Consider the following 12,532-nt stretch of genomic DNA (forward strand, 5'->3'; position numbering starts at 1 on the left):
GCGGGTGCTGGCAATGAACCTGCGAAAACCTTGTTTTCACCCTTTGCCGCCAGGCTGGCCGCTTCCATTGGGGAGTGCAAGATGAGCGGCTTTGGTCGCAAGAGGATTGGCAGGAGCGGAAACCAGCGCGCGTGCGAGCGGGCCGACGTCGCCTTGCCGGCAAACCTGCACACTTCCGTCCACCGCCACCCGGTCGACCTCACCGATGTCTCGGCCACCGGTGCGCAGGTCATATCCGAGAGAGTGCCGGCCCTTGGCAGTTTCGTGCAGTTGCAGGTTCGCGGCTCGACTGTCTTTGGCACGGTCGCCTGGGCTCGCCAGGGTTCTTGCGGCATCGAATTCGACAAGGCGCTGGACCCGGCGACCGTCGAGATGTTCCGCACGGCCGACAGGAAGGCAGCCCGACTCGGACTCAGCCCGGACGACTTGCGCGCCTTGGATCACTGGGGCGGCAATTTGGCGGATTAGACGCCGACCAGTCCGCTGGCCACGGCTAGGCCAAGGAAGGCCAGGAAGCCCATTGAATCGGTGATCATCGTCACGAATACGCTGGAAGCAACGGCGGGGTCCTGGTCCAGCCGTTCGAAGGCCACTGGCACCAGCACGCCGGCCATGCCCGAGACGATGATGTTGATCACCATGGCCGCCGCGATCACCGCGCCCAGTTGCCAGGTGAAGATGGCCGCCGTGGCGAGGCCGATCAGCACGGCGATGGTCGCACCGTTCATCAGCGCTACCTTCAGTTCGCGCAGCACCAGCCGCCTGGTGTTGGACCGGGTCAGCTGGTTCATGGCGATGGCGCGCACGGTCACGGCCATGGTCTGCGTGCCCGCATTGCCGCCGATGCTGGCGACGATCGGCATCAGCACGGCCAGCGCCACCAGCTTCTCGATCGCGGCGCCGAAGAAGGCGATGATCGTGCTCGCCACCACGGCCGTGCCGAGGTTGGCGACCAGCCAGCGCACGCGGCTGGAATAGGCATCGCGCAGCGGCTCGTTGATGTCGCCTTCACCAGCACCGCTCATCAGCAGGGCGTCCTCGCCCGCCTCTTCGGAGATGATGTGAACGATGTCGTCGACCGTCAGCTGGCCCACCAGCCGCCCGCTCTCGTCCACCACGGCGGCGGAGATCAGCGCGTATTTCTGGAACCGCAGCGCCACCTCTTCCTGATCCATGTCGACCGGGATCAGCGTCTGGTCGCGCTTCATCACGTCGGTCAGCGCCACGTCGCGCGGGGTACGCAGGATCCACGATAGCTGGCAGGTGCCGACCGGGTGGAAGCGGTGGTCGACCACGAAGACTTCCCAGAACTCGGTGGTCAGCTGGTCCTCGCGGCGCAGGTAGTCGATCAGGTCGCCCACCGTCATGCTTTCGGGCACGGCCACCAGCTCGCGCTGCATCAGGCGGCCGGCAGTCTCTTCCGGATAGGCCAGCGCGGTCTCGATGACGGCGCGGTCTTCCGCCTCCACCTCGGCCAGGATGGCCCGCTGGTCCGGCTCGTCGAGGTCCTCGATCAGCTGGACGGCGTCGTCGGTATCCAGCTGGCCGACGATCTCGGCCACGGCCTCGGGCGGCAGCGCCTCGACCATGTCCTCGCGCACATAGTCGTTCAGCTCGGCCACCACCTCGCTGCTCATCAGGTCGGTAATGGCGGCAGCCAGGTCGGCGCGCTCGCGCCGGTCGAGCAGCTCGAACAGGTCGGCGATGTCGGCGGGGTGCAGCGGTTCGACCAGGTCGTAGACGCTGTCCTCGATCTCGTCATACAGCGCGTCGCGCACCTGTTCGACGAATTCGGGCTTCAGCCGGTTCTCCTCGTCGAACTGCTCGCCCTCACCCTGCAGGGGTGCCGCGGCGTCGCGTTCGTGGAGATCGGTATCGGCCATCACTCGCGGGTCTATGCAGATGCGTGGCAAAAGCAAGGCAGCGGGTGACTTATGCCCCCCGATCCTCTAACCCGCAGCCAAACTTCCAAGGAGACTATTCAATGGCTGACGAGAAACTGACCTTCACCCTCGATTGCGGTGACGGCAAGGGTGGCGATGTCGTGATCAAGCTGCGCGACGACCTGGCCCCCAACCACGTGGCCCGCATCACCGAGCTGGCGAAGGAAGGCTTCTACGATGGCGTGGTGTTCCACCGCGTGATCCCCGGCTTCATGGCGCAGGGTGGCGACCCCACCGGCACCGGCATGAGCGGTTCGGACAAGCCCGACCTGAAGCAGGAATTCAGCAACGAACCGCACGTGCGCGGCGTCTGCTCCATGGCCCGCACCATGGACCCGAACAGCGCCAACTCGCAGTTTTTCATCTGCTTCGACGACGCGCGTTTCCTCGACAACCAGTACACCGTCTGGGGCGAGGTCGAGAGCGGCATGGAGCATATCGACGCACTGCCCACCGGCGAGCCGCCGCGCGAGCCGGGCAAGATCGTCAAGGCGACCGTCGCCTGAGGCGATTGCCAACCGCATACGAAAAGGGGGCCATGCGGCCCCCTTTTTTTGTGCCGGTGCGGCGGGATTACTCTCCTTGCGGCGTCACGTCGCGGCTGCGGATCAGCCACTGGCCGTCCTGCTTCACCACCACGTCGCGGCCGCGGCCCTGCGCCAAAAGCTGCGGCGTTTCCGCGCCCGGCGAGCCGCCGGTGACCGTCTGCCAGTAATAGTTCACCACCGCCACGCTGGGCGAGAGGAAGGAAATATTCTGGTTCGACATGACGTGGTAGAGCGTCGGCGAGTCCTCGTTACGGTTGGCACCGAGGTCCACCACCATCTGCCGCAGGTTGTCGCGGCCCTGCGTGCCGAGGAACGAGCCGTCCTCCGTGAACACGGCGGCATAGGCATCGGGATTCCAGCTATCGATGGCGCGGACATAGCGCCACATCAGGTCCTCGATCAGCGCGCGGTCCTGCGCCTGCTGCAGCACCTGGTTGACGTCGAGCGCAGCCGGCGGGCCGCCGGTGGGCAAAGTGGCCGGGTCCCAGTGCTCGTCGGCCTTGCCGTCGACGAAGCGCCAGGTGTCGAACCAGGTCGTGGTGTAGGTCTGCGTCGGATCGTCGGCATAGGGGACGATCCGGCGGGTGAGGATGGTCACGTAGTCGTCTTCCGCCATCACCGCGACCACGCCGTTCGGATCGTCTGCCGACAGCGCCGGGCAGGGATCGAGCGGCTGCACGTTGGCGATCTGGGTGAAGTAGTAGATCACCCCTTCCAGCCCCGATGCGGCGACCGGGTTGTGCTGGATGTAGCGGTCGGTCAGCCAGTTGCCGGCGTCCGCCCAGTGGCCGCACTTGAGCAGGTCGCGCTGGATGCGCAGCGCCGCCTGCTTGTTGCGGTGGAGTACCGGGTCGTCGCTGGTAAACAGGCTTTCCGGGTCCGGATGCGGCACCACCGGATCGCTGAGCGCGCGCATCTGCGCGGCAGCGGGCGTGGCGGTTGCGGCAAGTGCCGTGGCGGCAAGCAGGCTGGTCCAGAGTTTCATCAGGCAATCCCTCTCATTGACTTTGCCCGACTTTGCCCGATTTCGGCCGGCCTTGCTAGGGGGTGTCGCTACAAGCCTGCGTTGACCAGCCAATCGTGGAAAATTCGCACCGGTCGCGCCTCCAGGTCTGCTGGACGACAGATGAACCAGTAGGAATAGGGGCTTTCCACCTTCACGTCGTAGAGCTTGGCGAGGCGGGGATCCTTGTTCCGCGCCAGGTGGTCGTCATGCATCATGGCGATGCCCATGCCCTGCGCCGCCGCTTCCAGGATCAGCTGGCCGGAATCGTAGTGATCGATGGCGGCCGGTTGCAGGTTGCGGATGCCCAGCGCTTCCTTCCAGGCATCGAAGCTGCCCGGCATGTCGGTGTGCAGCAGGAAGGTCTGCTTCTCCAGCTTGGCGATGTCGGGCGTGTCGCCCAGTTCCTCTGCCAGCTGGGTATTGGCGATGGCGTGGACCGTGTTCTGGTCCAGCTGCACCGAATAGAGGCTGGGATCGGGCTTCGCGGTCAGCGTGATGGCGGCGTCCAGCGTGTCGCCGACGCGGTCGATCAGGTGCGGTCCGGTGTCGATGTCGAGGTGCAGGCGCGGGTGCGAAGCGCGCAGTTCGCCAAGGCGCGGGAACAGCCGCTGGGTGCCGAACAGCGGCATGACGCCAAGGCGCAGGCGCAGCAGTTGCAGGTTCTCCGACTGCGACTCCACGGCGGCGGCCAGCGATTCGAGATGCGGCGCGACGGCATCGTAGAACTGCCGTCCCTCGTCGGTCAGCTTCATCGTCTGGCCCGAGCGCGAGAACAGCTTGCGTCCGGTGAAAGTCTCGAGATTGCTGATCCGGCGAGACAGCGCCGAGGGGCTCAGCCCCAGCTCATGCGCGGCTGCGCGCGCCGAGCCCAGGCGGACGACGCGGATGAAGGCTTCGAGCGCACGTAGGGGCGGTAGACGACGCATGGCGGCAATGTCGGTGCGAAATTCCCTGCTGTCGAGGGCAAATCGCCAAGGAGGCAGAGGTTTTTTGCCGCACTGCACAAGAAAATTGTGCGACGCGAAGCAAATATGACCGCTCCGTGACCTAACCTTCGGCTACTTGCTCGTTCTCGGCGGGCTTGTGCAGCCGCAGGCGGGTGACGTGGGTTTCGTCGCCCTCGGTCACTTCGATCTGCCAGCCGCTGGGGTGAGTCAGCACGGTGCCGGGTTGCGGCACTTCCTCGGCCAGCACGAAGGCGAGGCCGCCCAGCGTGTCGACTGCCTCTTCCACTTCGGCCAGCTGCGGATCGCCCACCACCTTGGCCACGTCGTCCAGCTCGGCACGGGCATCGGCATCCCACACGCCCTCGTCGACGGCGACGACCTGTTCTTCCGGAGTCTCGTCGTGCTCGTCCTCGATCTCGCCGACGATTTCCTCGACCAGGTCCTCGATGGTGATGATGCCGTCGGTACCGGAGAATTCGTCCACCACGATGGCCAGGTGCACCCGGCGGGCGCGCATGTCGGCCAGCACGTCCAGCGCGCCGCGCGCCTGCGGCACGTAGAGCGGCTGGCGCATCAGCGTGGTCCAGTCGCGCGGGGCTTCCCTGCCGGCGGCGAGATAGGCGAACACATCCTTGATGTGCATCATGCCGATCACGTTATCCAGCTGGTCGCGGTAGACCGGCATGCGCGAGTGGCCGTGCTCGGCGAACAGCGCCACCAGCTCGTCCCAGCTGGCATCGGCCGGCACCGCCACGATCTCGCTGCGCGGGATCGCCACGTCGTCGGCATCGTGCTCGCTGAAATGCAGCAGGTTGCGCAGCATGGTGAGTTCGGTGGCGGAGAGATCGCCCGAACCAAGCTCGCTGGCGCTGCCATTGCCGGCCTCGCCCTCGTGCTCGTCGATCGCCTCTTCCAGCTGCGCGCGCAGGGAGGTGTCGCCCGGCTCATCGAACAGGCGGCGAATGGCATTCCACAATCCGCCGCCGTGAGTACTTTCCGCCTCTCCCTGTTGGGAGTCTTCCGGTCTATCTGTGTCGGGCATCGCCCTGTCGCTGTCCCCTATGGTGCGTTATCTGGCGTATATGGGTTGCCGATGCCCAAAAGTGCAAGCGCCTTCACTTCCAGCGCTTCCATTTCTTCCGCATCTTGCTCGGAAATCTCGTGATCGTGGCCGGCCAGGTGCAGCAGGCCGTGCACGATCAGGTGGCTGGCGTGGTGGTCCAGCGGCACGCCCTTTTCCGCCGCCTCACGGGCGCAGGTCTCGTAGGCGAGGGCGATATCGCCCAGCATTTCCGGCGGGCCGTCCGGGTCGAGATGGACCAGGTCCTCGCGCTCCAGCATGGGGAAGCTGAGCACGTTGGTGGGCTTGTCGCGCTGGCGCCATTCGCGGTTGAGTTCATGGATGCGCGCATCGCTGGTGAACAGCAGGCTGGTGACCAGACGCGGCTGGTCCAATTCCTCGGCCACCTGCGCCAGCGCCTCTGCCGCGCGGGCCGCCAGCGCTTCCCACTCGCCGTCAGGCCAGTCTTCGATGTCGATTTCCAGTTCCATCGCGCTCAGTCGGCGTGGCCGAGTCCTTCGGCGGGGCCTTCGTAAGCCTCGACGATGCGGCCCACGATCGGGTGGCGCACCACGTCGGCGGCGGTGAAGCGGGTGACGCCGATGCCTTCCAGCCCCTCGACGCGCTGCACCGCGTCGGCAAGGCCGCTCATGTGGGCGCCGCCGGGAATGTCCACCTGCTTGGGATCGCCGCACACCACCATGCGGCTGTTCTGGCCGAAGCGGGTGAGGAACATCTTCATCTGCTCGCGCGTGGTGTTCTGCGCCTCGTCGAGGATGACGAAGGCATCGGACAGCGTGCGCCCGCGCATGAAGGCGATGGGCGCAATCTCGATCTCGCCGCTGGCGATGCGGCGGTCCACCTGTTCGGGCGGCATGCAGTCGTACAGCGCGTCGTAGAGTGGGCGCAGGTAGGGATCGACCTTTTCCTTCATGTCGCCGGGCAAGAAGCCCAGTCGCTCGCCCGCCTCGACTGCCGGACGCGACAGGATCAGGCGCTGCACACTGCCGGTGATCAGCTGGCTGACCGCCTGGGCCACGGCGAGGTAGGTCTTGCCCGTGCCCGCCGGGCCGAGCGCGAAGATCAGGTCGCGACTGGCCAGCTGGCGCATGTAGTCGCCCTGCGTGGCGCTGCGCGGGGTGATGGTCTTCTTGCGGGTGCGAATCATGATCGGCGGCACCTTGGCGTCGCCGGTGATGATGCCGTCCAGCGTCGGCTCGTTGGACATGGCAATCAGCGCCTCGATGGCGCCGGCGTCCATCTCTTCGCCGGTCAGCAGCTTTTCGTGCAGCTTCAGCAGCACGTCGCGGGCGCGGGCGACATCGTCCTCCGCCCCTTCGATGGAAACCTTGTCTCCGCGCGCGGCGATATAGACGCCGAGACGGTTCTCTATCTGGACGAGGTTGGCGTCGAATTCGCCGAACAGCGCGCCGAGCACGGCCTGGTCGTCAAACGTGACTTCGATCCGGGCGCGGCGGGAAGCGTCTCGGCGCTCTTCCGGATGGGCGATCGTGGCAGCATGATTGCCGCCATCGCGGGTTGCTTTGCGAGCCATCTGTTCCTTTCGAACTCTGCAGGGAAGATAGGCTGCGCACGGCGTTAGGCAAGCCGGGCACTGCAATTGCGCGGTGGAAAGTAGCACCACCGTCATAATTGCGGTATGTGCAAGCCCATGAAAACGCGCCTTCTTGCTTCGCTTGCGGCGTTTGCTGCCGTTGTCGTCACCCCGGCCACCGCCGCCGCGCAGGAAGCGCGTGACATCGTGGTGGAAGGCGAGGCGCCCGAAGAACCGGCCACGGTGCGCGAAGCGGTGCAGACCATGGCGCGCGAACATGGCCGCGACGTTCCTTCAACCCGCTTCTTCGACGAATTGTGCGTTTCGGTCAGCGGGCTGAACGCGGCGGGCAATGCCTATGTCGCGCAGCGCATCTTGGAGAACGCGGCGCAGGCTGGGCTGGACGGCTCGGCCGACTGTTCGCGCGCGAACGCGCTGGTGCTGGTCTGGCACGATCCGGCAGGACTGGTGGAGCGGATCAAGGACGAGCAGCCCTGGCTGCTGCCCGAACAGCAGCGCAACGATGTCGACCGCGCCATCTACCGGGGCGAGCAGGTGCTCGTCTGGCACAACGAGGAAACCTACAACGCCGGAGGCCGTCCGATCGGTTTCCAGCAGAATGTCGCCGGCGGCACGCAGGGCGTGCACAATGCGCTGAGCGTGGAGACGCGGGTCAACAACAACGGCTGGCCGCGCCGGGTCGACCTGGAATTCAGCCGCGCCGTGATCAGCGCGGTCATCATCGTCGATGCCGATGTCGTGCCCGGCATGGAGATCGACCGGCTGGCCGACTACGCCACTATGCGGCTGATGGCGCCCGACCTCGTGCCGCTGGACGAGCCTGGCTCGCCTTCCAGCGTCACCTCGCCATTTCCTGTCGCGGGCGGTCCGGATGCGATGACGCGCTTCGACCGCGCCTATCTCGAAGCCCTGTACGACCTTGCTCCCAATGCGCCCGCCATCCGTCTGGCCGGAGCCGTGGCGCGTGCCTATGAAGGCGAGGAATAGGCCCTAGGCCGAAACGCTTTCGAGCACGCGCCCCTTCAGCGAGTTGGGACCGGCCTCGGCCAGCTCCACGCGTACCAGGTCACCGATCTGTGCGTCGCCTTCGAAGAATACCGATTGCAGCCACGGTGACTTGCCGAGCCACTGGCCGGGGTACTTGCCCTTGCGCTCGACCAGCACCTCGCAGGTCTTGCCGACGCTCGCCTCGTTGAAGGCCAGCTGGTCGCGGTTGAGCGCGGCCTGCAGGCGCTGCAGGCGCTCGTCCATCACTTCCTTGGCGATCTGGTCGTCCATCGACGCAGCCGGAGTGCCGGGACGGGGCGAGTACTTGAAGCTGAAGGCCTGCGCGTAACGCACGGCATCGACGATCTGCAGCGTTTCCTCGAACTCGGCATCGGTTTCGCCGGGGAAGCCGACGATAAAGTCGCCGGACAGGGCGATGTCGGGGCGTACTTCGCGGAAGCGGTCGAGCAGCTTGAGGTAGCTGTCCGCCGTGTGGCTGCGGTTCATCGCCTTCAGCACCCGGTCGGAGCCGCTCTGCACCGGCAGGTGCAGATAGGGCATCAGCTTGTCGATCTCGCCATGGGCCGCGATCAGCCCGTCGGTCATGTCGTTGGGATGGCTGGTGGTGTAGCGGATACGCTTGAGGTCCGGCAGCCTGGCCAGCTCCTTCACCAGCCCGTCGAGCCCTACGGCGCGGCCCTTGGCGTCCTCGCCGCTCCAGGCATTCACGTTCTGGCCCAGCAGCGTGATTTCGCGCGCGCCGGCATCGACCAGCCGCGCAGCTTCGTCGACCAGTTCGCCGAACGGGCGGGAGATTTCCGCACCGCGGGTGTAGGGTACCACGCAATAGGTGCAGAACTTGTCGCACCCTTCCTGCACCGTCAGGAACGCCGTCGGCGCCACCTTGCGGCGCTTGGGCAGGGCGGCGAACTTGGCGTCCTCCGGCATGTCGGTGTCGGTGGAGCGTTCACCCTTCACCGCGCGGTCGAGCATGTCGGGCAGGCGGTGATAGGCCTGCGGGCCGACCACCATGCCCACCGCCGGGGCGCGCGCCATGATTTCCTCGCCCTCGGCCTGCGCCACGCAGCCCGCCACCGCGATCAGCGGCTTGGAGCCGTCGGCCTTCCTCAGCCGGCCGATATCGGAATAGACCTTCTCGGTCGCCTTCTCGCGGATGTGGCAGGTGTTGAGCACCACCAGGTCCGCCTCCTCACCATCGGCGGCAGGCTTGATGCCCTTGGCATCGAGCAGTTCGGCCATGCGCTCGCCGTCATAGACGTTCATCTGGCAGCCGAAGCTCTTAACCCGGTAGGTCTTGGGGGTGTCACTCGGTTTCATGGAGGCGCGCCCCTACAGCATTCGCGGCGCGGGGTGAAGCCTTCGCCTAGGTCGGCGGATCATCGGGCTGCTGCTTGGGCGTGTAGCGGACCGGTTTCACGTCGAGACCGTAGTCGCGCAGCGGCTTGCCGAGGCATTCGCCCAGCTTTTCCTCGATCTCGGCGCGGGCCTTGGCGGAGATTTCCTTGCGATTGCCGTTCTCCGCCGGGTCGAAGGGCTCGAGATAATGGATCGTGACCGGGAAACTGCCCTTGCGCGAGAGGATGCGCTTGAAGTTGTTCACGCCGCTTTCGTCACCGATCCAGCCGATTTCCTCGGCGACCGGGCCGTAGTCGATCACCACCGGCTGCACCATCACGCCCGGCGGCGGGGGCTCGAGCATTTTCAGCAGCGAGGTCTTGAACGGCAGCAGCGATTGCCCGTCGGTGGTCGTGCCTTCGGGGAAGATGGTGACGGACCAGTTGTCGGCCATCGCCTCGCGCACGGCGTTGATCTGGGCGGCGACGTTATTGCGCGCCTCGCGCTTGACGTAGACGGTGCGGTTGAGGCTGGCGAGCCAGCCGACCACGGGGGCTTTCTCCAGCTCCGCCTTGGCGACGAAGGCCGTGCCGCTGGCGCCCGCCTGTGCCAGGATATCCAGCCACGAAACGTGGTTGGAAAGGAACACCACGTCGCGCCGCAGTGCCGTCCCCTCGGTCTTCACCCGTGCCCCGCAGATGCGCGCGCCCCAGCGCAGGAACAGCATGGGGAAGGGCGAGCCATAGGCAAGGGTGCGATAGAGATAATGCAGCGGCACGCAGACCAGCAGCGCCAGGAGCAGCAGCAATGTGCGGGCAATCAGCCGCACCCAGCCGATCACGCCGATATTCGTGGGGACGCCCTCGGCAATGGCAGCACGTTCGGGCGACACGGGGCTGGCCTCAGCCCTTGTCCTCGCGCCCGATGCGTACGCCGTATAGCTCCATCCGGTGGTCCACCAGGCGATAGCCCAGCTTCTCGGCAATCTGCTTCTGCAGGGCTTCCAGCTCGGGGTCGACGAATTCGACGACCTTGCCGGTCTCGACGTCGATCAGGTGGTCGTGGTGCGCTTCCGGCGCGGCTTCGTAGCGGGCGCGACCGTCGCCGAAATCGTGGCGGTCGAGGATCCCTGCCTCTTCGAACAGGCGCACCGTGCGATAGACGGTGGCAATCGAGATCTTCGGATCGATCGCCGATGCCCGTTCGTGCAGCTTTTCCACGTCCGGGTGGTCCGTGCTTTCGGACAGCACCTTGGCGATGATGCGGCGCTGGTCGGTAATACGCAGGCCACGTTCGGCGCACAGGGCTTCAAGATCGATCGGTTGGTGCAAGGTTCATCCCGCTAAAATGAAAACGCCCCGTTGCCATAGTGGCACGGGGCGTTTCACTCAAGCATGGGCCTTGGGCCCTCTACAGCTTGTCAGCCCTTCCTGGACTTGACCTTCTGGCCGGGCTTGCGACCAAGGCCGATCTTCTTCGCCAGCTGGCGGCGCTTCTCGGCGTAGGCCGGGGCGACCATCGGGTAATCGGCGGGCAGGTTCCAGCGCTCGCGATATTCCTCCGGCGTCATGCCGTGGTCGGTCATCAGGTGGCGCTTGAGCATCTTCATCTTCTTGCCGTCTTCCAGGCAGACGATGTGATCGTTCTTCACCGATGCGCGCAGCGAAACGGCCGGTTCGGGCGCGGCTTCGACGACTTCATGCGAACCCAGGCCAGCCAGGGCGCCATAAACATTCTCGATCAGCGAAGGGAGGGTGTCTACGTCGACATTGTTGTTGGCGACGTGGGCGGTCACGATGTCAGCCGTCAGCGTGATCAGCATTTCATTCGTGCCGTTATCAGTATTGTCCATTTGTACCTCTGTGATGTGACCCAATATTATTGGAACCACCCTCGTTACTCGGAGCGGCTGGAAGGCCCATTGGCGCAAAGGCCCGGTCACTTCAAGTGGGAAGCATTCGGTTTCATCTGAAAGTACAAGCACTCTATCGCGCAAGTGATTACAAGGCGCGAATAATTGCGCTCTTCAGGCTATTTGCTTGGCAAAAGTAATGGCATCCAGAGGCCCGCCTACTGCGCCGCGGTAATAGCCCTTGCGAAATCCGATTTTTTCGAAGCCGGAGCCGCAATAAAGGTGTTCCGCCGTATTCCCGTCGCGCATCTCAAGAAACAGGCGCCTAACGCTGCGTGCACGAGCAGCATCAATGACTTCCTGCAACAATTGCTTGCCCACGCCCTTGCCGCGATAGGCCGGGCGCACGGCCAGCAGCAGGATTTCCTCTTCGTCGAGAACCTGCCGGGTCAGCGCGAAACCGCGCACGTCCTCGGCCGCGAATTCCGTTTGCGGGTCGATCCCGACGAGGGTGAAGTGCGTGCCGGGCAGTGTGAGGGAATCCGCCACCTGCCGGCGAGTCCAGGCCTCGCCGTAACGATCGTCGAAGGCTTCCTGCATCACCAGCATGATGGCATCGAGCGCGTCGGTCACTTGCGCACCGCCTGCGGCTTGGCATCTGGGCCGCGCCCGTAGATCGGGGTGAGGTCGGTGGTCAGCCGCGTTTCGTGCAGCAGGTGGGCGTGGTTGGCATCGGGCAGCAGTTCCAGCGCCAGCCTGTCGTCGCCCAGCAGTTCAGCCAGTTCCCGCGCCCGGTTGCCGGCGATGACCTTGTGCCGGGCAGCCTTGGCCGCCTCTGCCGGTTTCAGCGAGCGCACCTCGTCTTCCGGCTGCGCGTCGGCGCCGAAGTTCTGCAGGAAGAATTCGCCGTGGCCGCCGTTCATGCACACCGTCACGGCGCGCGGGGTCGGCTGCCAGCTGCGCGCGCGGACGAGTTCCAGCGTGGGATAGCCCAGCACCTCGGCACCCCAGGCCAGGCCCAGCGCGCGAGCGGCGGCGATGCCGATGCGCACACCGGTGAAGCTGCCGGGGCCGAGCGAAACCAGGATGCGGTCGGCGCGCCCCTTGTCCGGCAATTCGGCGATCATCGGCACCAGCCGCTCCGCATGGCCGCGGCCCAGCACCTCGAAACGGCCATCGACCAGGGTCGTGCCGTCGAACAGCGCCGCCGAGCACGCCTCGGTCGCGCAATCTATCGCCAGTGTTCTCACGCCCCCC

15 protein-coding genes are annotated in these 12,532 nt (G+C 65.6%); 3 read left to right on the forward strand and 12 right to left on the reverse strand.

Annotation, left to right across the window (positions count from 1 at the left end; translation table 11 throughout):
* The first annotated feature begins 81 nt into the window (after window positions 1–81).
* Window positions 82–468 carry a PilZ domain-containing protein gene (locus OZN62_RS13295; RefSeq protein WP_269100370.1) on the forward strand — a complete coding sequence of 129 codons (387 nt, stop codon included), beginning with the start codon at window positions 82–84 and terminating at the stop codon, window positions 466–468.
* On the opposite strand, the gene mgtE is transcribed toward OZN62_RS13295, so the two are convergent.
* Window positions 465–1,883, reverse strand: a complete 1,419-nt coding sequence (mgtE, locus tag OZN62_RS13300; RefSeq protein ID WP_269100372.1) for a magnesium transporter — start codon at window positions 1,881–1,883, stop codon at window positions 465–467. The genes OZN62_RS13295 and mgtE overlap by 4 nt on opposite strands.
* Before the next feature lie 101 nt (window positions 1,884–1,984).
* Between mgtE and OZN62_RS13305 the strand changes: the two genes are divergently transcribed.
* Complete coding sequence (locus OZN62_RS13305; RefSeq protein ID WP_269100373.1) at window positions 1,985–2,449, forward strand: peptidylprolyl isomerase; 465 nt, start codon at window positions 1,985–1,987, stop codon at window positions 2,447–2,449.
* 67 nt (window positions 2,450–2,516) lie between these two features.
* On the opposite strand, the gene OZN62_RS13310 is transcribed toward OZN62_RS13305, so the two are convergent.
* The 5 genes from OZN62_RS13310 to OZN62_RS13330 form a co-directional block, all read right to left on the reverse strand.
* On the reverse strand, window positions 2,517–3,476 hold the full coding sequence (locus OZN62_RS13310) for an SgcJ/EcaC family oxidoreductase (protein ID WP_269100374.1): 960 nt from the start codon (window positions 3,474–3,476) through the stop codon (window positions 2,517–2,519).
* Window positions 3,477–3,544: 68 nt separating this feature from the next.
* On the reverse strand, window positions 3,545–4,423 hold the full coding sequence (locus OZN62_RS13315) for a LysR family transcriptional regulator (RefSeq protein ID WP_269100375.1): 879 nt from the start codon (window positions 4,421–4,423) through the stop codon (window positions 3,545–3,547).
* A 121-nt stretch (window positions 4,424–4,544) separates the two neighbouring features.
* Window positions 4,545–5,486 carry a hemolysin family protein gene (locus tag OZN62_RS13320; protein ID WP_269100377.1) on the reverse strand — a complete coding sequence of 314 codons (942 nt, stop codon included), beginning with the start codon at window positions 5,484–5,486 and terminating at the stop codon, window positions 4,545–4,547.
* A 17-nt stretch (window positions 5,487–5,503) separates the two neighbouring features.
* Entirely contained in the window at window positions 5,504–5,995 is a 492-nt protein-coding gene (gene ybeY / locus OZN62_RS13325) for an rRNA maturation RNase YbeY (protein ID WP_269100379.1), read from the reverse strand.
* 5 nt (window positions 5,996–6,000) lie between these two features.
* Window positions 6,001–7,059, reverse strand: coding sequence for a PhoH family protein (locus tag OZN62_RS13330; RefSeq protein ID WP_269100380.1), 1,059 nt, complete (start codon window positions 7,057–7,059; stop codon window positions 6,001–6,003).
* A 117-nt stretch (window positions 7,060–7,176) separates the two neighbouring features.
* On the opposite strand from OZN62_RS13330, the gene OZN62_RS13335 reads away from it, so the two are divergent.
* Complete coding sequence (locus tag OZN62_RS13335; RefSeq protein WP_269100383.1) at window positions 7,177–8,067, forward strand: hypothetical protein; 891 nt, start codon at window positions 7,177–7,179, stop codon at window positions 8,065–8,067.
* 3 nt (window positions 8,068–8,070) lie between these two features.
* Here OZN62_RS13335 and miaB read toward each other — a convergent pair whose 3' ends face one another.
* The 6 genes from miaB to tsaB all read right to left on the reverse strand — a co-directional run bounded on the left by miaB (window position 8,071) and on the right by tsaB (window position 12,525).
* Entirely contained in the window at window positions 8,071–9,405 is a 1,335-nt protein-coding gene (miaB, locus tag OZN62_RS13340; protein WP_269100385.1) for a tRNA (N6-isopentenyl adenosine(37)-C2)-methylthiotransferase MiaB, read from the reverse strand.
* A gap of 46 nt (window positions 9,406–9,451) precedes the next feature.
* Complete coding sequence (locus OZN62_RS13345) at window positions 9,452–10,315, reverse strand: lysophospholipid acyltransferase family protein (protein WP_269100386.1); 864 nt, start codon at window positions 10,313–10,315, stop codon at window positions 9,452–9,454.
* A gap of 10 nt (window positions 10,316–10,325) precedes the next feature.
* Window positions 10,326–10,754: a Fur family transcriptional regulator gene (locus OZN62_RS13350; RefSeq protein WP_269100387.1), complete on the reverse strand. Its 429-nt coding sequence runs from the start codon at window positions 10,752–10,754 to the stop codon at window positions 10,326–10,328.
* Window positions 10,755–10,843: 89 nt separating this feature from the next.
* Window positions 10,844–11,275 (reverse strand): MucR family transcriptional regulator, encoded by a 432-nt coding sequence (locus OZN62_RS13355; RefSeq protein WP_269100388.1) that lies wholly within the window; start codon window positions 11,273–11,275, stop codon window positions 10,844–10,846.
* 174 nt (window positions 11,276–11,449) lie between these two features.
* Window positions 11,450–11,908, reverse strand: coding sequence for a GNAT family N-acetyltransferase (locus tag OZN62_RS13360; protein ID WP_269100389.1), 459 nt, complete (start codon window positions 11,906–11,908; stop codon window positions 11,450–11,452).
* Window positions 11,905–12,525 carry a tRNA (adenosine(37)-N6)-threonylcarbamoyltransferase complex dimerization subunit type 1 TsaB gene (gene tsaB / locus OZN62_RS13365; protein WP_269100391.1) on the reverse strand — a complete coding sequence of 207 codons (621 nt, stop codon included), beginning with the start codon at window positions 12,523–12,525 and terminating at the stop codon, window positions 11,905–11,907. The genes OZN62_RS13360 and tsaB overlap by 4 nt, the downstream gene beginning before the upstream one ends.
* Window positions 12,526–12,532: the final 7 nt, after the last annotated feature.

It is taken from the genome of Aurantiacibacter sp. MUD11, from assembly GCF_026967575.1.
Lineage (GTDB): Bacteria > Pseudomonadota > Alphaproteobacteria > Sphingomonadales > Sphingomonadaceae > Alteraurantiacibacter.

Coding starts and splice junctions, on each gene's coding strand:
- OZN62_RS13295 (WP_269100370.1), top strand. CDS start 82: ATGAGCGGCTTTGGTCGCAAGAGGATTGGCAGGAGCGGAAACCAGCGC.
- OZN62_RS13310 (WP_269100374.1), bottom strand. CDS start 3,476: ATGAAACTCTGGACCAGCCTGCTTGCCGCCACGGCACTTGCCGCAACC.
- miaB (WP_269100385.1), bottom strand. CDS start 9,405: ATGAAACCGAGTGACACCCCCAAGACCTACCGGGTTAAGAGCTTCGGC.
- OZN62_RS13355 (WP_269100388.1), bottom strand. CDS start 11,275: ATGGACAATACTGATAACGGCACGAATGAAATGCTGATCACGCTGACG.
- ybeY (WP_269100379.1), bottom strand. CDS start 5,995: ATGGAACTGGAAATCGACATCGAAGACTGGCCTGACGGCGAGTGGGAA.
- OZN62_RS13330 (WP_269100380.1), bottom strand. CDS start 7,059: ATGGCTCGCAAAGCAACCCGCGATGGCGGCAATCATGCTGCCACGATC.
- OZN62_RS13320 (WP_269100377.1), bottom strand. CDS start 5,486: ATGCCCGACACAGATAGACCGGAAGACTCCCAACAGGGAGAGGCGGAA.
- OZN62_RS13315 (WP_269100375.1), bottom strand. CDS start 4,423: ATGCGTCGTCTACCGCCCCTACGTGCGCTCGAAGCCTTCATCCGCGTC.
- OZN62_RS13335 (WP_269100383.1), top strand. CDS start 7,177: ATGAAAACGCGCCTTCTTGCTTCGCTTGCGGCGTTTGCTGCCGTTGTC.
- OZN62_RS13305 (WP_269100373.1), top strand. CDS start 1,985: ATGGCTGACGAGAAACTGACCTTCACCCTCGATTGCGGTGACGGCAAG.
- mgtE (WP_269100372.1), bottom strand. CDS start 1,883: ATGGCCGATACCGATCTCCACGAACGCGACGCCGCGGCACCCCTGCAG.